General features: G+C 36.2%; 18 protein-coding genes. 11 read left to right on the forward strand and 7 right to left on the reverse strand.

Going from position 1 to position 18,623, the window contains the following annotated elements; translation table 11 throughout:
- The first annotated feature begins 68 nt into the window (after positions 1-68).
- The 3 genes from K9M53_RS10680 (at position 69) to K9M53_RS10690 (ending at position 1,956) form a co-directional block, all read left to right on the forward strand.
- Complete coding sequence (locus K9M53_RS10680) at positions 69-908, forward strand: mechanosensitive ion channel family protein (protein WP_224014666.1); 840 nt, start codon at positions 69-71, stop codon at positions 906-908.
- A gap of 99 nt (positions 909-1,007) precedes the next feature.
- Positions 1,008-1,445 (forward strand): 5-fold beta-flower protein, encoded by a 438-nt coding sequence (locus K9M53_RS10685; protein ID WP_224014669.1) that lies wholly within the window; start codon positions 1,008-1,010, stop codon positions 1,443-1,445.
- 268 nt (positions 1,446-1,713) lie between these two features.
- Positions 1,714-1,956 (forward strand): NINE protein, encoded by a 243-nt coding sequence (locus tag K9M53_RS10690; RefSeq protein ID WP_224014671.1) that lies wholly within the window; start codon positions 1,714-1,716, stop codon positions 1,954-1,956.
- Positions 1,957-2,026: 70 nt separating this feature from the next.
- Here K9M53_RS10690 and rlmB read toward each other — a convergent pair whose 3' ends face one another.
- Complete coding sequence (rlmB, locus tag K9M53_RS10695) at positions 2,027-2,791, reverse strand: 23S rRNA (guanosine(2251)-2'-O)-methyltransferase RlmB (RefSeq protein WP_224014673.1); 765 nt, start codon at positions 2,789-2,791, stop codon at positions 2,027-2,029.
- Positions 2,792-2,932: 141 nt separating this feature from the next.
- Here rlmB and K9M53_RS10700 point away from each other — a divergent pair, with 141 nt between their 5' ends.
- Positions 2,933-3,373, forward strand: coding sequence for a DoxX family protein (locus tag K9M53_RS10700; RefSeq protein ID WP_224014675.1), 441 nt, complete (start codon positions 2,933-2,935; stop codon positions 3,371-3,373).
- Here the strand turns inward: K9M53_RS10700 and K9M53_RS10705 are convergent.
- From K9M53_RS10705 to K9M53_RS10725, 5 genes are all read right to left on the reverse strand, one after another.
- The gene (locus K9M53_RS10705) at positions 3,370-3,612 is read right to left on the reverse strand and encodes a CBU_0592 family membrane protein (RefSeq protein WP_224014677.1); all 243 of its coding nucleotides are present in this window, start codon (positions 3,610-3,612) and stop codon (positions 3,370-3,372) included. The two genes, K9M53_RS10700 and K9M53_RS10705, sit on opposite strands and share 4 nt — an antisense overlap.
- 23 nt (positions 3,613-3,635) lie before the next feature.
- On the reverse strand, positions 3,636-6,056 hold the full coding sequence (locus tag K9M53_RS10710; protein ID WP_224014679.1) for a T9SS type A sorting domain-containing protein: 2,421 nt from the start codon (positions 6,054-6,056) through the stop codon (positions 3,636-3,638).
- A gap of 97 nt (positions 6,057-6,153) precedes the next feature.
- Positions 6,154-7,407, reverse strand: a complete 1,254-nt coding sequence (metK, locus tag K9M53_RS10715) for a methionine adenosyltransferase (RefSeq protein ID WP_224014682.1) — start codon at positions 7,405-7,407, stop codon at positions 6,154-6,156.
- A 99-nt stretch (positions 7,408-7,506) separates the two neighbouring features.
- Positions 7,507-9,015 (reverse strand): DUF4270 family protein, encoded by a 1,509-nt coding sequence (locus K9M53_RS10720; RefSeq protein ID WP_224014684.1) that lies wholly within the window; start codon positions 9,013-9,015, stop codon positions 7,507-7,509.
- A 29-nt stretch (positions 9,016-9,044) separates the two neighbouring features.
- Positions 9,045-9,857, reverse strand: coding sequence for a glycogen/starch synthase (locus tag K9M53_RS10725; protein WP_224014685.1), 813 nt, complete (start codon positions 9,855-9,857; stop codon positions 9,045-9,047).
- 112 nt (positions 9,858-9,969) lie between these two features.
- Between K9M53_RS10725 and panC the strand changes: the two genes are divergently transcribed.
- The 5 genes from panC to K9M53_RS10750 all read left to right on the forward strand — a co-directional run bounded on the left by panC (position 9,970) and on the right by K9M53_RS10750 (position 14,211).
- The gene (gene panC, locus K9M53_RS10730) at positions 9,970-10,815 is read left to right on the forward strand and encodes a pantoate--beta-alanine ligase (RefSeq protein WP_224014687.1); all 846 of its coding nucleotides are present in this window, start codon (positions 9,970-9,972) and stop codon (positions 10,813-10,815) included.
- 42 nt (positions 10,816-10,857) lie between these two features.
- Complete coding sequence (gene panD, locus K9M53_RS10735; RefSeq protein WP_224014689.1) at positions 10,858-11,202, forward strand: aspartate 1-decarboxylase; 345 nt, start codon at positions 10,858-10,860, stop codon at positions 11,200-11,202.
- Between the two features lie 82 nt (positions 11,203-11,284).
- Positions 11,285-12,298 carry a lysylphosphatidylglycerol synthase transmembrane domain-containing protein gene (locus K9M53_RS10740; protein WP_224014691.1) on the forward strand — a complete coding sequence of 338 codons (1,014 nt, stop codon included), beginning with the start codon at positions 11,285-11,287 and terminating at the stop codon, positions 12,296-12,298.
- Positions 12,285-12,773 carry a D-glycero-beta-D-manno-heptose 1-phosphate adenylyltransferase gene (gene rfaE2, locus K9M53_RS10745; RefSeq protein ID WP_224014693.1) on the forward strand — a complete coding sequence of 163 codons (489 nt, stop codon included), beginning with the start codon at positions 12,285-12,287 and terminating at the stop codon, positions 12,771-12,773. Before K9M53_RS10740 ends, rfaE2 begins: the two co-directional genes overlap by 14 nt.
- Before the next feature lie 142 nt (positions 12,774-12,915).
- On the forward strand, positions 12,916-14,211 hold the full coding sequence (locus tag K9M53_RS10750) for a hypothetical protein (protein ID WP_224014696.1): 1,296 nt from the start codon (positions 12,916-12,918) through the stop codon (positions 14,209-14,211).
- 11 nt (positions 14,212-14,222) lie between these two features.
- On the opposite strand, the gene K9M53_RS10755 is transcribed toward K9M53_RS10750, so the two are convergent.
- Positions 14,223-15,329: a hypothetical protein gene (locus K9M53_RS10755; RefSeq protein WP_224014698.1), complete on the reverse strand. Its 1,107-nt coding sequence runs from the start codon at positions 15,327-15,329 to the stop codon at positions 14,223-14,225.
- A gap of 141 nt (positions 15,330-15,470) precedes the next feature.
- Between K9M53_RS10755 and ppk1 the strand changes: the two genes are divergently transcribed.
- Both ppk1 and K9M53_RS10765 read left to right on the forward strand, forming a co-directional pair.
- A complete protein-coding gene (gene ppk1, locus K9M53_RS10760; protein ID WP_224014700.1) occupies positions 15,471-17,558 on the forward strand; it encodes a polyphosphate kinase 1 in 2,088 nt (695 codons plus the stop codon).
- A gap of 185 nt (positions 17,559-17,743) precedes the next feature.
- Positions 17,744-18,622 carry a Ppx/GppA phosphatase family protein gene (locus tag K9M53_RS10765; protein WP_224014702.1) on the forward strand — a complete coding sequence of 293 codons (879 nt, stop codon included), beginning with the start codon at positions 17,744-17,746 and terminating at the stop codon, positions 18,620-18,622.
- Position 18,623: the final 1 nt, after the last annotated feature.

Raw genomic sequence — 18,623 nt, forward strand, 5'->3', positions numbered from 1 at the left:
ATTTTAAAATGCAGGCTTTTCAGTCTGCATTTTTTTATTGTATCTTTCTAAAACTTAAAACTATCAACATGAATTTTCCTCTTTTGCAACAAGCCTTTTTAGACAAAGGCACCAGCATTGCTCACAAATTTGTAGCCACCGCTATTAGCTATGCACCTAAAGTTATTGGCGCCATTTTATTTTACCTCATTGGCAGTTGGATCATTGGCAGGCTTGCTATACTACTCCGCAAAACGCTTATTGCCCGTAAATTCGATGCTTCTTTACAATCCTTCTTAGTTTCTTTTTTTAAGATCATTTGTTTGGTGCTGCTCGTGATCACCATCTTTGGTATTTTAGGCGTTGACACCTCTTCCTTTGCGGCATTGATTGTTGGTGCAGGTGTTGCTATTGGCTCTGCCCTGAACGGCACATTGGGCAACTTTGCAGGTGGAGTAATGATGCTGATATTTAAACCGTTTAAAATAGGCGATATTATTGAAGCGCAAGGCTGTATTGGCACTGTAACTGAACAAGGCGTTTTCAATACTACTTTATTAACTCCAGATCATAAAACAGTAATACTTCCCAACGGGCCACTTTCTACCGGTGTTATTACAAACTTTAACACGCATGGCACCTTACGTGTTGATATAACCATGGCCGTTGCCCTGGATGTTCCTGTTGATAAAGCAAGAACAGTAGCTATACAAGCGATGCTGCAACATCCTAAAGTTTTAAAAGATCCTGCTCCGGAAGTGGCCGTTTCAAAGATCGGCGATGGCATGATAACATTGGCTGTTCGACCTTATACTACACAAACAGATTATTGGGATGTATTTTTTGGCGTGCAGGAATTGGTGAAAAATGCGTTTGATGCAAATGGTATAGCCGGGCCTATTCCGCATAGAGTGGTCATTCAAAAATAATTTTATTGAGACTGTAACCTGTTGAAGTTTTTCAATAATATAAGAGATACAAACTTTGATTGTTTTTTAAACTAATTAGTTCCCTATAGTCTTAGTTTCATGAAAGCATTTATCTCTATATTGTTGATTGTTTTTTTAATTGGTTGTGAAAAACCTATTTACCTACCAGACAATCCTGATGCAGGCTCTTTTGAAGATTGGCATCATTCAATACTCGGTTATGCAGATTATGATGGAACCATAAGAGATTGGCATCATTCAATAACAGGATATATTGATCCCAATGGCACAGTAAGCGATTGGCATTATTCTGTAATGGGATATATTGATGCGGATGGAACTGTTCGAGACTGGCATCATTCGACTATAGGATATGTAGATCCTGATGGCACGATAAGAGATTGGAATTATTCAATTATTGGATATATCGATGCGGATGGAACTGTTCGAGACTGGCATCATTCAATAATAGGATATGCAAACAACGTACCCCTTACATGGGCTGCGGCAGTATTTTTCTTTTTTGAATTTAAATAATAACCCTGATAAATGTTCAAAACAAATATCTCATTCAATCGTTTCCAATAAGAGAAATAAAATATCCCGTCATTCATCTTTATTACAACAAAAATCAACCTTACTAAAATACATTTTTGCGTATTCTACTTATCTGATTGTGTTATTGAACACTCACCAATAATTAAATACGATAAAATTAAATATTCAACAATTATCTTTATCTTGAATCAAGTTTTTCAATTTCGAAAAACAAACAAATTAAATATCAAAACTTAAAAAACGTTTTATGAAATCAAAAGGAACTGCTTATTTATTATGGCTGGTTAGCATTTTTGGAGTGTTAGGTATCCAGCATTTTTATTTAGGTAAAACAGGGAAAGGAATCCTATGGTTTTTTACCGGAGGACTTTTCGGCATAGGTGCTTTTATTGACCTGTTTACTCTTGGTGGAGCTGTAGACAATTATAACACCAAAGAAGAACTTAAAACGATCAGGTCTGCTACAATGGCTAATGCAGTAAAAAGCTAATCAAAAATTATTACTATTATTTGCGCACTTCCGATTGCTTTGTTCCTTCAACAACCGGAAGTGCTTGATCTTAGCTGTTTCGCTGTTTCATCGCTTCATATAAAATAACTCCCGCAGCTACAGAAACATTCAATGATTCAAAATCTCCCGGCATTGGTATTTGAAATTGTTCGTCACATATTTTCATCAATGCAGGAAAAACACCATGCTCCTCTCCTCCCATAACAATAGCACATGGTTCCGTAAGATCAATATCAAAAACTTTTTTAGCCGCTTTCATTTCGCTGGCAAATACTTTTATGCCATTTAAATGCAATTCATCTACCGCTTTCATTAAACTGTTTACCCTACATACCGGCAATTTTTCCAACGCACCGGCAGACGTCGTTATAGCATCTTCATTCAATGCGCCTACACCTTTATCAGGGATAATAATGGCATTTACGCCAAAGCAAAAAGCACTGCGGGCAATACCGCCAATATTACGTATATCGGTAACACCATCTAATATCAGGAACAAAGGCACTTCCCCTTTTTCTACAATAAATGAAATTACCTGCTGTAGATCCTGGTATTGAATTTTGGAAATAACAGCTACACAGCCATCATGATTGGAAATATTGAACCCATTTAATTTCTCAACCGGCACTTTATTTATAGGAACATTAAATGTTGCTGCCAATTTTTTAATATCATCTACAGCAGCACCGTGCCGGGTACTTTGCAAATAGATGCGCTCCAGCTGTTTACCGCTTTGCAGCGCTTCGGAAATAGCTTTAAAACCTATTACTAATGTATTTTTTTTGGGGCGTTGTTGTGGTCTGAAATTTTTCACATGGCAAAGAAAGTTATTTTCTTACAGAATATGTAAACACACCGCAAAATGAATGTTATAACAAGAAATAGCTGTTGACACAACGGATTAATTTGCTTAAATTTATAGTAGCTCTTTATTTCTTCACTTAAATCTTGCTATATGAACCTCATTCATCGTTTAGAGCATTGGGGGGATCTGCATCATCCTAAATGGCTCGACATAATACGAATGGTATTAGGAATCTTTCTTTGTTTTAAGGGATATCAGTATTTGCAAAACTCCGGCACTTTAACCAGCTTAATGACCCTAAGATCTCCTTTCAGCGGGTTAATGATCATTTTATTGGCACACTATGTTGCTTTTGCTCACTTGATAGGTGGTATTTTAATGACGGTTGGAGTATTTACCCGTTTTGCCTGTGCTATTCAAATACCTATACTCGTTGGCGCTATTATTTTCGTGAATTCAGCAGAAGGAATTTTCAGACCTTATTCAGAATTATTTCTTTCTGTTATAGTATTGTTGTTGCTCATTTATTTTATGATCATTGGTAACGGACCCTGGGCGTTAAATATAGATACTGAAGAAAAAAAGCCTTAGTTTGAAGGTTTTCGCCGATTGAGCAACCCGACTATAGAAACCAGCGTCCAGGCAGTTTCTAAAATAATAAAAGGAATATAGTGTAGCAATATAGAAGCTATACAGGCAATAGAACCTCCTGCTATATTCAACACAATATAAATAGTGCTATCGTTGCTTATTTTACCAGCAAGATTCAAAAAATAAGCGGTTAATAGTATAGTTACACCTGCAAAACCGATCCAGTCGATTATTGACATACAAAAAATTTGCTGCAAGATAATTATTGAAGAACAAAAGACTGTAATTTGCTTACCCCCTTCGCTGTAATTTTTAACCAATATGCCCCACGCTGAAGTTTTGAAAGATTCATGGAAGTTACCGGTTCAACAGTTGCATCTGTTTTTTTAGAAGCTACCTCTTGCCCCATTCCATTTAATACGGATATATACACTTCTCCGGAATATTTTTTTAATGGAATATTTATAAGGCTAAAAGCAGGGTTTGGATAAATATGCTCATCGCTGTTACCGATCTTATCTAAAGTAACGGTATTGGTATATGAATAACATTTATCATTATTATTAGAAACAACTGCTACACGATAATTATAAATTCCTATAGAAGGAATATCACTATCTACAAAAGAATAGTTTGGGAAAGGACCTGCAGGGACAGAACCGATATTGGAGAAAGCCATTGTTGGAAACAATGCTCTCTCTATTTCGTAATGATCGATGTTGGTTTGTTCATCATTCGTCCATTGTAACTGTAAAGTTCCGTTTGGCAAAGGTTGAGAATATAAATAAGACCCTCCTCTTATTGTTCCTTCCACACAAGGTTGGGTACAGGAATTAACGGTAAGTACCTGACCGGAACGTATCATATCTGCGGCTTCTTCATAAGTTGGTTTTTTAGGAAAACAAGTTAACGGGTTGGTCATACCAGCACGGATCGCTCTTATTTTATCCGCTTCGGGGGTATTGGCTAATTCAAAATCTCCATTATCAGGATCAACAAAAATTGCTTTTAATCCACGAGGATCTTTTCGAAGATCAAAATACAAACCGTTCTTATCAAAGCCTGTTTTTTGCTGCCATTGTTGAAAGGTGGTATAAGTATTAAGATCCAATTTCCATACTAAGCCATGCGATGCCAAATTGATATATACATTGTTATTCCATTTATTTTGCGCAGTTCCCTGAACAACATAAGCCATCGTTGCATTGCCTTCTGCAATAAAAATATTTCCATTAGCTGTAATTGAGTTTGTTGGCTCTATTGCTCCTATTACAAATGTCCCACCCAGTGACCCGTTAAGACTAATGATCGAATTACTAAGATTAAGTGTAGTATTCATGTTACATTGTACTCCTCTAACAAGAACACCTGAATTTGCTTTTATTAAAACATTATTAACAGCTATAGTACCCCCTGAATTTGATATAATTCCGTTACATACATTTCTGAAATAGCAATCTTTAAGTGATACGTATGATGAGCCGTTAATATACCCTGAATTAAAATTTTCTGCGTATGAGTTTGTAATAATAGTAGAATCTGTGTTAGCAGCAGAAACAAAAAGAGAACTTGGATATGAAGGTCCAAATGCTGCTATTTTATCTACTAATAGTTTATTGTATGTAGTTCCATAGCTTGTATGGGAATAAATTGGTGTAGGAATATCTAGAAAAATTGTATTGGATACCGAATTTACAGCATGAAAACCTTCTACGTTATAAAAAACAATTGAATAAGCATTTGCATTCAAGGGAGCAGGTAAAAAGAGAGAATTAGTTACAGTCCCACTAGAGATCACTGAATGATGAATAGCTGCGCCTGGTCCAAAAATGACCTTATTGTAATAAGAATTTTCTCCACCAGGTAATAACCCCTGCCCGGCACCAAAACCATATACCCATAAATTCTCGAATCGATTGCCGGAATAAAGTGCATCATCTACGGCTCTTGCTCTTACAGTTACTTCATACCGATATTTAGAATTATTATTTGGGCTGCTTCCATTGCTTGTGTGTATATATACCGTTACAGCACTATCCTTTGGGTCAGTAATAGGTTCATAAAAAGAACCTGGAGTTTTGTCAACATCATCTTGGTTAGTCAGGAAAATCAAGGGCTTACGTGCTGTAAATGGAGCAGATTTCTCTAATTGCTTATCGATTTCGAGTACGTAAATATAGCTGTATTGTCCTATAGCATTAATTTGACGACCTGTAAAACCCGTAAATTTTATTGTTTGTTTATAAGTATTACTGGTTCCGGGTGCTTTTACCCAACCTGCGTCAAATGATTCCGACCCTTTGAAAATTGCAAAATCATTTCCACCATAAGTGTTTATTTGCACAGGGTTTTGCAACGTAAGTGTTTCATTAAATACATTTCCACTTTTCAAGCCTAATGATAAACTTCCATTGTCACTAAATATTTTTTTAAGCAATGGCTGCACAGCTGCAATTGTTTGTTTAGGGCTGTTTACAGAAGTCCCTGCATTCAAATCATTACCTGTATTGCTTAGATAAAAATCAAAATTGGTCTGAGAAATAGCTATGCAGGGAATTAGAATACAAAACGAAATAAAATACAATAATTTCATGCGATATATAACAATTGATAAAATCTTACTTGGGAGATAAGAATCGATGGCACCTTGTGGCTTGGCAGAGGGTATTGATATAAGGAACAAATATAAGGTTTCTTAACGATGTTGTGCATTATATTAACTTTAAAATAAAAAGCCCCGCAAGAAGTGCTTGCAGGGCCTTATCAAAAATTGAATTGAATTATTTTAATCCAAAAGCTTTCTTCACTTTTGAAACATGATCTAATTTTTCCCAGGTAAATAATTCTACTTTCTTCTTAACTACTTTACCATCAGGTGATTTGAACGACTTTTCAACTACCTCATTTTTGCGGCCCATATGACCATAAGCAGCAGTTTCGCTATAAATTGGGTTACGCAATTTTAAACGTTGCTCGATAAAATAAGGACGCATATCAAAGATACCTTCCACTATTTTAGAGATTTGTCCATCGTTCAATGCAACCTTTGCAGTGCCGTAAGTATTTACATTAATGCTGGTAGGTTGTGCTACGCCAATAGCATAAGAAACCTGCACTAATATTTCATCGCATAAGCCTGCAGCTACTAAATTTTTAGCGATATGGCGTGTCGCATACGCAGCACTTCTGTCTACTTTACTTGGGTCTTTACCGCTAAAAGCTCCTCCGCCATGTGCACCTTTACCGCCGTAAGTATCTACAATGATTTTACGACCGGTTAAACCTGTATCACCATGAGGACCGCCAATTACAAATTTGCCGGTTGGGTTAATGTGGTACTTAATGTCTTTATTAAAAAGATGCGCATATTTTTTATACTTGGCTTTCACCCTTGGTATTAAAATATCAATGATATCTTTTTTAATTTTTGCCAACATTTTTTCTTCTGAATCAAAATCATCATGCTGTGTAGAAACAACAATAGCATCTATACGAACAGGTTTGTTATGATCATCATACTCCAATGTCACCTGGCTTTTCGCATCAGGACGCAAATATTTAATTTGCTTATTCTCTCTTCTTAATGCAGCCAACTCAATTAATAATTTATGGGCAAGATCCAAAGCCAATGGCATGTAATCTTCTGTTTCATTGGTAGCGTAGCCAAACATCATTCCCTGGTCGCCGGCACCTTGTTCTTCTTTTTTCTTTCTATCAACCCCTTGGTTGATATCAGCACTTTGTTCATGTATAGCAGATAATATACCACAACTGTTTGCTTCAAACATGTACTCACTTTTGGTATATCCTATTTTTTTAATTACATCACGTGCAATATCCTGCACATCTAAGTAAGCTTTACTTTTAACTTCACCCGCTAATACAACCTGGCCGGTAGTTACCAATGTTTCGCAAGCAACTTTACTGTTTGCATCAAATGCTAAAAAATTATCTATCAAGGCATCGCTGATCTGATCAGCTACTTTGTCCGGGTGGCCTTCACTAACGGACTCTGAAGTAAATAAATAAGGCATGTTGTTTTATTTGAGATTGCAAATATATGATTGTAATGTGTAATGAAAAGCAGTTCTTTAAATATCTTTTCACCAACAATTAATTACTATACCAATTTACTATAGTTTAGAATAAATGATATGAAACCTCATAGGATGTGCCGTATTACCCGGACCTCCGATTTTTACCCTTCCATATGCCAAACTGTTTCCAAATGCATTTAGTATGTTATAATATTTCAATTCAAATGGTGCATATAAACGTATGTTATAGGAATGAAGTTTATTGGTTACGATATGTTGTACATATCTCGACAGGTTGAAATTATAATAAGCAATATTATTACCTGAACCATCTGTCTTAAATTTACTTACCCCTCCAAAATAATTATAATTTATACCACTGGAAGGTAAAAATACAGTGCTATTATCGGGATCATAAGCATCATAAGGGTTTAGATCGTAATAAACGGGTTTGAATTTATTGTTGGATGATGGCGTATCAACCAGATCAAAGTATAAATAGGTTGGCGGTTTTAGCGCATTATCTAAAGCTTGGTTGCCGGGAATTTCTTCAAAACTTAATTCTGCACGATGTACAATGCAGTTGGCAAAATTTTGTAGATCCGGGATAGCAATAGTGGCATAAGAGCCGGGCGTAGCCTGTATATAAAGTGCATCAGGTTGTGGCGAGTTGATCTCGGCACCTGCATAATCTCTTTTCAAATAATTAGCATGCGCACATGCGGTCATTGACGCTGTACTGGTAGTATCTGTTGTAAAAACAAGGGATGAATAGGCTGTATCGATCACATTATTTCTTTGTTTACGATAATGAACTTCTAATCTTGTAGTAGCATCAGTAAAGTTGGTATAAAATAATCCATTGCCTCCTGATGAAGGATCTGCTACAATTGCAAAACCATTAAAGAAGGTTTTAAACAAAGAGTCGGAAACAAATGCATTATGCAGTGGATTGTTGGACGAGTCCATGTTCCATAGCTTATTGGCAAAATCGCTGCTTAGTTTGATGCGGATCTGGTTATTTACAGAATCAGTGCCTCCTGCGAGAAATATATAATTTTTAAGGCTGCGAACATCAATGGTAACACTACCAATAGCAGTATTGCTTACCTGAGAAGGTTGATAGTTTAAAAAATAAGCCGAATCTTTGTTCACATTGCCAAAATTCCCAAAATCAGCAGTGGTTGGAATTTCATACACCGAAAAATGCTGCGGTAACGTAGTATCTCCATAATATCCCCTGAAGGAAAGACAAAGCACGACAGAATCTAATCCAATTAAAGTATCTCCACTGTTGCCAAAATAGTAAGGAAAGAACGGAGGTTTTAATTGCAGATATGCGTTAGCGGTAGTTTTTCCAAAAACCGGATCATTGCTGATGCTCCCAAACACCACATTGTCATATGCTCCCGAAACGGTAGAATCATTGGTGAACATACCCTGTGTGGCATTCACCGTAAATGCGGTATCAAAAGTATGTACGTTATCTACTGCCGGAATAAGATCACCTCCAACATCTGTGGTAGTTATCTTGGTACAACCGGCATTAATCAGTAAAAGAAAAACTATTGTTATTGAAAAAAAACTGAAGACTTTTTTTTGCACGAATACTTTGTTTAATAGGTGTTAATCAGTTACTTCGCAAGGTCTGCATATAATTGTAAATACTCTGTTAAATCACTATCCTCTTTAAATGGCAAGGTTTTCTTTCCTTTCACTTTACTAAACTCTTCCGTTAACTTTTTATCTACCTTTTCAGCGCCAAAAGTAATGGCGTCTGCATAAGAAGCGCCGGCTCGGAATAACGCTACGTTATTGGCATCTTTTAAAATATCCAATTCCTTTTTTCCAACATTGTCATTGATAGTTGCCAGCTTGGCAAAGTCAGTTCCCAGCTTTTCTTTAAAAGTAGTTTGCCCAATGGTATAAACAACTTTACAATTGCTGAAAACAGGTTCTTTTTTATAAGCTGTTTTAATAAACAAAGGAATCAAGCCTGTCATCCAACCACTGCAATGGATCAGATCAGGAGGCCAGCCGAATTTTTTTACGGTTTCTAAAGCACCTTTACAGAACAATACTGTTCTTAATCCATTATCATCAAACCATTTTTCATTTTCGTCATGAAAAATAGATTTACGTTTAAAGAAATCTTCATTATCCAAAAAATACACCTGTAAGCGTGCATTGGGTAAAGATGCCACTTTAATTACCAACGGGTAGTCATCTCCTCCAATGGATACATTGATCCCGGAAAGCCTTACCACTTCATGCAGCCGATGCCTTCTTTCATTAATAACGCCAAATCTTGGCATAATGCAACGCACTTCCATGTTGTTGTCATTTGCCTTTACAGCCAGTTTATTAATGGTTTCTGCAAATTCTGTCAGCTCCAAATAAGGCGACATTTCGTTGGCAATAAATAAAATTCGTTTTTTTGTTGACATTTGTGCTTAATTGTATAGTCTGTCTTCAGGCTTAAAGAGGGCTGCAAAAGTACAGATTTTTTTCGGCAATTCAGTATTTGCCATTATTTACCGATTTTTTAGCAACAGAAAAATGATATTATTTAAAACAGTTGAACAGATAACGTCCTTTCTTAAAAACAAAAAAAATGAAGGCTGCAACATTGGTTTTGTACCTACCATGGGGGCGTTGCACCAAGGGCATATTTCGCTGGTAGCAGCAAGCAGGCTTGATAATGATCTGACCATTTGCAGCATTTTTGTAAACCCTTCTCAGTTCAACGATCCGAAGGACCTGGAAAAATATCCTGTTACTACCGAAAAAGATATTTACATGCTGGAAAAAGCAGGTTGTGATGTGCTCTTTCTTCCACCTGTACAAGAAATATATCCTGTCTATCCTCCTGAAAAGAAACAATACGACCTGGGATACCTTGAAACTATTCTGGAAGGTAAATTCAGACCTGGACATTTTCAGGGGGTTTGTATGGTAATGGATAGATTGCTCCACATTATTGTTACTGATAATTTATACATGGGACAAAAAGATTACCAGCAATGTATGGTCATTAAAAGATTGATCGGTTTATTAAATTTGGATACGACACTTATCATTTGCCCTACACTCAGAGAAAATGACAAACTGGCTATGAGTAGCAGAAACATGCGATTAACTGCTGAAGAAAGAAAACAGGCAACTGCTATATCTGAAGATCTTTTACTTATTAAAAAAAATCTTCAACCTGGCTCATTAAGCAATCTAAAAACAAAAGCTGCCACTTTTTTAGCAGATAAAAATTTCAAAATAGATTATGTAGAAATTTGCGATGCCAATGATCTATCCATTGTAGAAAATTGGGACGGCAAAACCCCTCTTGTTGCCCTTTGCGCCGCCTTTTTAAACGAAGTGCGTTTAATTGACAATATGCCGTTAAACTAATTCTACCTGCAAATTGTTATTAGTTATTAATTTTGCAGCGAAATGATAATAGAAATCCTGAAATCGAAAATACACCGGGCTGTTGTTACAGAGGCAAACCTGAATTATGTAGGCAGTTGCACCATTGATGAAGACTTAATGGAGGCTGCTAACTTAATTGAATTTGAAAAAATACAAGTGGTAAGCATTAATACAGGCGCCCGGCTGGAAACCTACGTTATTAAAGGCAAACGTGGATCGGGTGTTATTTGCATGAATGGCCCGGCTGCCCGACAAATTATTGCAGGCGATATTGTAGTAATTATGAGCTATGCCTCCATGAGCTTTGAAGAAGCAAAAAAATTCAAACCTACTTTAGTGTTTCCCAAAGAAAATAATAAGTTATAGTTAAGAATAAAGTAAGAATAATTAACCAGGAGAATTTGTAATTTGACATTTATAATTTGTTATTTGTAATTTGTAGCCTGATATGAACAAACGGTTACGCACAATCCTTAATTACACTTTATTTTTAGGCATAGGTGTTTTTTTAGTTTGGTGGCAGTTTCATAAAATGACGAATGCTGAACTTGAAAAATTCAAGTTTGCCTTAAGCAATGCCAACTACTGGCTCATCATTCCCGTAATTATCATGGCTATCTCAGCTCATATCAGCCGGGCCATGCGCTGGAAAATCCTTATACACCCACTCGGTTATAATCCCTCTTTGTTCAATACTTTCAGCTGTGTAATGTCAGGATACCTGGCCAATTCATTTTTACCAAGATTTGGAGAAATATTGCGATGCACATTATTAGCCCGCTATGAAAAAATCCCTGCTGAAAAATTATTAGGCACCATCGTTTTTGAAAGAATATTTGATCTGTTATGTTACCTGATCTTTATTGGATTAACCATACTGATTCAATTTAAGCTGGTAGGAAGCTTTATTGAAGAAAGCCTAGAGAATTTTATACACAGCAGCAGTGCAGAAATAGCATTGATAAAAATTATTATTGCAATTGTTGTGTTAATACTGGTAATAATTTTTATCCGCCGGTTCTTTAAAAAAAACAGTACCTCTCCTATTGCTGTACGTTTACGCAATTTCTTTACCGGCTTATCCGAAGGTATTACCACCGTAAAAAAAATGAAACAACGGCGCTGGTTCCTGGCACATACTTTTTTTATTTGGACAATGTATCTTTTGCAGATATATGTAGGTTTCAATGCAATCAAAGAAGTTTCTCACCTGGGGTTAGATGCTGCTTGTTCCGTACTTACATTGGCAACCATCGCTATGATCGTAATGCCGGGTGGCTTAGGCGCTTTTCCCAAAGCTGTAGCCTGGGTGTTATTGTTATATTCAATCGAGGAACCAATTGGTGAAGCATTTGGATTTTTAATGTGGGGCGTGACCACTTTCATAGTGTTATTGTTTGGCATCATCTTTTCCGTATTAATGTATTACGTCAACAAAAAAAAGCAGGATGCAATCAGCTAAATATATTGGCGATAAGATCTTTACGATTGAATCTATTCAGCACCAAATAAACCGCTGGCGCTTACTTAATAAAAAGATCGTTTTTACAAATGGGGTGTTTGATATCTTACACGAAGGACATATTGCATCGTTAACAGAAGCGGCCACTTACGGTGATGTATTAATTGTAGGCTTAAATGCCGATGCTTCCGTCAAACGACTAAAAGGAGAAACAAGACCTGTAAACAATCAACATTCAAGAGCGATCTTATTATCCTCTTTAATAATGACAGATGCTATTGTTGTATTTGAAGAAGACACCCCTCTTGATCTTATTAAATCTATTCTACCTGATATATTGGTAAAAGGTGGTGATTATACCGTTGAACAAATTGCCGGCGCAAAAGAAGTGATTGCCAATGGCGGAGAAGTAAAGATAGTACCCATAGTAGAAGGATTTTCTACAACCGGAATTATAGAGAGGATGAAGAAATAATTTATTTCATTTATTGGGCAAAGAAGAAGAACATCTCGAAAAACGAAAGAGATAGTTGGATTTTTTAAATGTGCAATAGCATAACATCACTTAATTCTAATTTTGTAGTTTTGATCTTAAAAGAAAGAATATCCTATTTTGAATGAAACAGCTGAAATTTTTCCTTTTTTCTGTTATTATATCTTCTACAGGTTTAGGCCAAACTCCAATTGATCTTATACGAAAGAATGTTGATAGCTTACCTAATTTATCGCCCATTTTCGATGCTTTACAAAAGGCAGACAATAGCTCGGATCTTCGCATTAAAAACTTAAGCCCTTATTTTACCATTCAAGTAGATTCATCTTTAAAATATCAGTTAGAGATCAATAAAGATCCTTCTCAGTATTTTTTCTTTTTAAGAAACCAACCTGTCGGACTAAAAATAAACAAGGATAATGGGCTTATAACTGCCAGGATAGACAAATCCTATTTTTTATCCGGTCGCTTAAAATATAATTATGAATACAAAGTCGGAGTATGTGTACAAAACCTGAATGACCCTACAGACAAAATAGATACGTCTTTTACGATATTATTTTACAGTACAGAGATAATACCTTCTACTCTAAAGCCAACAGTAACTAAAAGCCTTATGGTAGATGAGGGTGATACAGTACGTTTTAAAATACAATGCGATAATGGAAGCTTCCCAATTGCTGCTATCACCTATATAAGCAATTATCCCATCAGGTCGCTAACACCTATAACAACTTGTGGCAGTGATTTTACATGGTATGCACCATATGATTTTGTAAAAGAAAATGATAAAGACAAACAACGTAAAGTTGATCTGTATTTTATTGGCACCAACGAATTTCATGCTTCCGATACAGCTCATATAGAAATGACCGTAAAACAAAGTATCAATTATCCCCAACAGGTATTAGAGTTTCAAACACTACAAGAGGATATAAAAACATATGTAGTTCAGTTAAAAGCAAGCTTTCGATTAGTTGATAAGAAAATAAAAAAGGTAAAGAAAACAAGAATATGTTTCGATCTTGCTTCTGCATCAACCGCATTAGGAGGAACTGTTTTTTCATCCATGCCCGGCTCTAATCAAAAAACGGTAGGCGCCATTTTGCCAAGTGTTGGTGTGGCGTTGGTACCTGTAAAAGAAGCGGTGGCTCCGGGTAATTCTTATGATCAAAATGTTGCAACACTTATCCGCAGCAGTATTAAACGACTGGAATATCTTTTAACGCAAAATACGTTGGTAGGTCCTCACGATCCAGACATTATCAATAAATGCGGAAAACTTAAAGAGGAATTAAAACAAACACAAATTCAACTCATCGATATCCCTATTGCCGAAGAAACACCGGATGAAAAAGAGGTGGATGACTACTTCAACAATCCTGAAGTAAATAAAAAATATAGGGTCAAGAAAAAATAAATGCTTAAAATTTATTTCTTAGCCATTGCTACCTTAGGAGCAAACCCGGTTTTTCGTATGCTCCACAACTCTTTTCCTATACCTGTTATAGAAACCATGTTCAATGGAAACTCTAACAATACATGGCAAAAACTTAAAAAGAACAACCAGTTTAGTCCTAATGAATAATTTATGCCATAAAGTATTAAAGAGGCTACCCACAAAATGATCACACCAACAAATCTTGCTTTAGGAACTTTATGCCAGCGAATAATTTCTGTTTTGCTGAACCAGTTCAGATAGTGATACGTATAAGCAAACGCTATAAAACGCATTAGTAAGATGCCCGTAGAGGAATGAAAAACAAGATTAGCTGCATTGCCGTAATCCATTGCAACGTTGCCGTTTTCATAATATAACAAATTTCCATGGGCATCTTTCAATTGATGAAAGGCTCCAAAGAAATGATCCAATACTTCTACGTTTAAACTAAAGAAGCCATCAGAGTCTGTTGTTTTACCGTACGCATTCATTCCGTATTCAGTTACCGGAACAAACGTTTTATCTCTAAATAAAAAGAAAAGTACAAAGGGGCAAAGCACAAAAACTATAAATGACCAAACACCCGAAGAACTACGAGCCTTCAATGCTCCATACAAAATAAAAAAGCCGGTAAACACATACACATGTACCAAAGTTGGCAATAACGCTCCTATAAAAAACGTAAAGCCGTCCCTGGCATCAGGTTGAAAAATGGCGTTTGAAATAAGCAAAACAAACAACAGCCCGAATATTTTAAAGAAAACATTTTGTACAAACACCATCAATAAAGAGCCTGCCAATGCAACAAAAATTATTTTATTTCCAAACTCACTGCTAAGCGGCAGATTAATACCCAATTTATGTGCTATTGCTTCTAACGCAATAAGTGCTCCTATGATCCAGAGAATAACATGATCGTGTTTACCTTTTGTAAAATATTGCCTGTCGTGCAGCCAGCTTATTTCAGTAAGATAATGTAAGGGTCCCATGAAGGCGTAGGCAAATAAAAAAACTTCAAATGGCATGATGAATGCAGCTACACAGCTTAGCAACATCAAACCAATATTTAAAACATTTATACGGGTATCTTTTGTCATGGCAAAATTTTTCGATAGGCAAGTTACTTAATTATTATGGTGTATAAAAAGCATACACATTCAAACAGCATTTATTTTAAGTAAAAATTAATATTGCTTTCTTTAGTAAAAATTGCATATTGCGTTTCAGCAAGGATAAAAATGCACAAAAGAAAAACAATCGCCAGAGATATAAGCTGGCTTTCCTTTAATGGGCGGGTATTACAAGAAGCTGCCGACACCAACGTACCATTACGTGAACGTATCAAGTTCATGGGTATTTTCTCCAATAATTTGGATGAATTCTTTCGTGTTCGTGTTGCCACATTAAAACGGCTTACTGAAGTAGGTAATAAAAAGAATATGTACCTCGATATTCCACCGGAATTGATACTGGAGGAAATACAGGAAAAAGTAATTGAACAGCAGCAGGTATTTGAAAATACATGGAATGATATTTTTCGTGAGTTGAAAAAACAAAAGATATTTCTCATTACTGAAAAGCAATTAACTAAAGAACAGCAAAAGTTTGTTACCAATTATTTTAATGAAGAGGTGCGCACAAACATTGTTCCGTTGATGATCGAAAGCATACAATCCTTCCCTACACTGAACGATAAGTCTATTTATCTTGCCTGCAAACTTTCTAAAGCGGATAAAAGTATTCCGCAAAAATTTGCGTTGGTAGCGGTTCCATCGAGAAGATTATCTCGTTTTTTGATACTGCCATCCAAACCCGGCGAACATCATATTATCTTATTGGAAGATGTAGTACGCTTTTGTTTGCCTTATCTTTTTTCATTTTTTGGGTACGATGTTTTTTCATCTTATATCATTAAAGTAACCCGTGATGCGGAGATAGATATTGATAATGACATCTCCACCTCTCTTATCCAAAAAATAGAAAAAGGAATTAAAAGTCGCAGAAAAGGCAAACCCGTACGTTTTGTTTTTGATAAAGAGATCGATGCCTCCTTACTAACGTACCTGGTTAAACGCTTAGGGCTATCGCAAAAAGACAATTTGATCGCCGGTGGCCGTATTCATAATTTTAAAGATTTTATTGACTTTCCGGAGGCTGTTTTTGAACAAAAGAATCCTCGGAAAAGACCGTTCATACATCCTGCACTAAGAAGCGCTCAACGTATTACGGATATAGTTTTGGAGAAAGATATTTTGCTGAACTTTCCTTATCATTCCTTTGACAGCGTTACCGATCTTTTGCGTGAAGCCGCCATTGACCCTGAAGTGACGAGCATTAAAATAACCTGTTATCGTTTAGCACCCCGTTCTAAAGTTATTAATGCGCTAACCAATGCTGTTCGTAACGGAAAAGAAGTAACTGTAGTATTGGAATTAAGAGCCCGTTTTGACGAAGAAGCAAACCTACAATGGAAAGAGGAACTGGAAGAAGAAGGCGTAAAAGTATTGCTGGGAGTGCATGACCTGAAAGTACATGCCAAGCTTTGTTTAATTAAAAAGAGAGTTAACAATCGCACCGTTCATTATGGCTTTGTAAGCACAGGCAATTTAAATGAACGAACTTCTAAAATATATGCCGACCATTGTTTGCTTACATCCGACAGAAATATAATGGCAGATGTGAACCGCATCTTTAATTACCTGGAGCAGCCTAAAGAAAGAATGGACCTGTTAAGATCCTGTAAAACATTATTGGTCTGCCCTACTTCCATGCGCAGGCAGTTAACCGATCTTTTAGATAAAGAAATAAAAGCAGCGAAAGCCAAAAAGCCTGCTGCCATTACGCTTAAGCTAAATTCTTTAAGTGATCTAAGCCTTATTGAGAAATTGTACGAAGCTGCAAAAGCAGGTGTAGAAATAAAAATGATCATACGTGGCATTTGCTGCATGTTTACGTCAAATAAACGTTTTAAAATTCCTGTGCAGGCCCTTAGCATTATTGATGAATACCTGGAGCATGCACGCATCCTTATCTTTCATAATAACGGGAAAGAAAAAGTATTTATTTCATCTGCAGATTGGATGGTTCGCAATCTCGACCACCGCGTAGAAGCTGCCTGTCCCATTTTTGAGAAAGAGATCAGGGATGAATTAAAGGATATTCTACAAATTCAGCTTTCCGACAATATAAAGGCCCGCATACTGGACAATGATCTTAACAATCAATATGTAAATCCGCGTAACAAAAAGAAGGTTCGCAGCCAGGTAGAAACCTACAATTATCTTCATCGAAAATTATCCACATCAACTTCGATTGATAGTCGTTAGCCTCTAGTCATTAGTTCATAGTATTATATTTGTGCTGTTGATTTTTTTGGGAACAAGCATTGATACCGCTACCAGCATTGTTGTGTCACTCACTTGTACTTTTTTGTTCTTTATTCATCACCTTTAGAACACATCAACAAATAAAATCACAAGGTTATTAAACAACTAAACTACTAAACCCATTTGTGAAGCTCGCAGCTATAGATATAGGAAGTAATGCCGCTAGATTATTAATTACTGAAGTAAAGCCTGATGAAAAAGGAAACACTTCGTTTAATAAGGTAAACTTAGTGCGTGTGCCACTGCGATTAGGCTTTGATGTATTTGAAACAGGCGCTATCTCCAAGCAAAGGATCGGAATGCTATTGCAAACCATGAAAGCATACAAACACTTATTGAATGCTTATGAAGTAAAACATTTAAAAGCCTGTGCCACCAGCGCCATGCGTGATGCAAAAAATGCTGCAGACATTATCCGTAAAGTAAGATTGGAAACGGAAATAGAAATTGAAGTTATCAGCGGTGATTATGAAGCCGGCATTATTTATGAAAATCATGTGGCTGAAAATTTAGACAAAGAACACAGCTACATGTATATTGATGTAGGCGGCGGCAGTACAGAGATCTCTTTTTTTAGCAATGGCATACTCACCTTTAAAGAATCTTTCAACATAGGTACCATACGTTTATTAAAAGGTATTGTAGATGAAAAGCAATGGGATTTTATGAAAGAAGTTGTACGTTCTATTACCAAAGGACAAAAAGAAGTAATAGCGATCGGTAGTGGCGGGAATATCAACAAAGTATTTTCATTAAGTAAAAAGAAAGACGGAAAACCTCTTACATTAGAGCTCCTGAAAGATTATTATAAAGAGCTTGGCAACTTTAGTTTAGAAGAAAGAATAAACATATACAACCTCCGCGAAGACAGAGCCGATGTGATCTTGCCGGCATTACAGATATTCATTAATATTATGCGCTGGGCAAATGCCAATGAAATTTATGTTCCTAAAATCGGATTAGTAGATGGATTGGTGAAACATTTGTGGGATGAGGTAAAGTAAG

Source organism: Ferruginibacter albus, from assembly GCF_020042285.1.
In the GTDB taxonomy this organism is placed as follows: Bacteria; Bacteroidota; Bacteroidia; order Chitinophagales; family Chitinophagaceae; genus Ferruginibacter; species Ferruginibacter albus.

Coding starts and splice junctions, on each gene's coding strand:
- metK (WP_224014682.1), bottom strand. CDS start 7,407: ATGCCTTATTTATTTACTTCAGAGTCCGTTAGTGAAGGCCACCCGGAC.
- rfaE2 (WP_224014693.1), top strand. CDS start 12,285: ATGCAATCAGCTAAATATATTGGCGATAAGATCTTTACGATTGAATCT.
- panD (WP_224014689.1), top strand. CDS start 10,858: ATGATAATAGAAATCCTGAAATCGAAAATACACCGGGCTGTTGTTACA.
- panC (WP_224014687.1), top strand. CDS start 9,970: ATGATATTATTTAAAACAGTTGAACAGATAACGTCCTTTCTTAAAAAC.
- K9M53_RS10740 (WP_224014691.1), top strand. CDS start 11,285: ATGAACAAACGGTTACGCACAATCCTTAATTACACTTTATTTTTAGGC.
- K9M53_RS10705 (WP_224014677.1), bottom strand. CDS start 3,612: ATGTCAATAATCGACTGGATCGGTTTTGCAGGTGTAACTATACTATTA.
- ppk1 (WP_224014700.1), top strand. CDS start 15,471: ATGCACAAAAGAAAAACAATCGCCAGAGATATAAGCTGGCTTTCCTTT.
- K9M53_RS10755 (WP_224014698.1), bottom strand. CDS start 15,329: ATGACAAAAGATACCCGTATAAATGTTTTAAATATTGGTTTGATGTTG.
- K9M53_RS10725 (WP_224014685.1), bottom strand. CDS start 9,857: ATGTCAACAAAAAAACGAATTTTATTTATTGCCAACGAAATGTCGCCT.
- K9M53_RS10685 (WP_224014669.1), top strand. CDS start 1,008: ATGAAAGCATTTATCTCTATATTGTTGATTGTTTTTTTAATTGGTTGT.
- K9M53_RS10700 (WP_224014675.1), top strand. CDS start 2,933: ATGAACCTCATTCATCGTTTAGAGCATTGGGGGGATCTGCATCATCCT.
- K9M53_RS10680 (WP_224014666.1), top strand. CDS start 69: ATGAATTTTCCTCTTTTGCAACAAGCCTTTTTAGACAAAGGCACCAGC.
- K9M53_RS10690 (WP_224014671.1), top strand. CDS start 1,714: ATGAAATCAAAAGGAACTGCTTATTTATTATGGCTGGTTAGCATTTTT.
- K9M53_RS10750 (WP_224014696.1), top strand. CDS start 12,916: ATGAAACAGCTGAAATTTTTCCTTTTTTCTGTTATTATATCTTCTACA.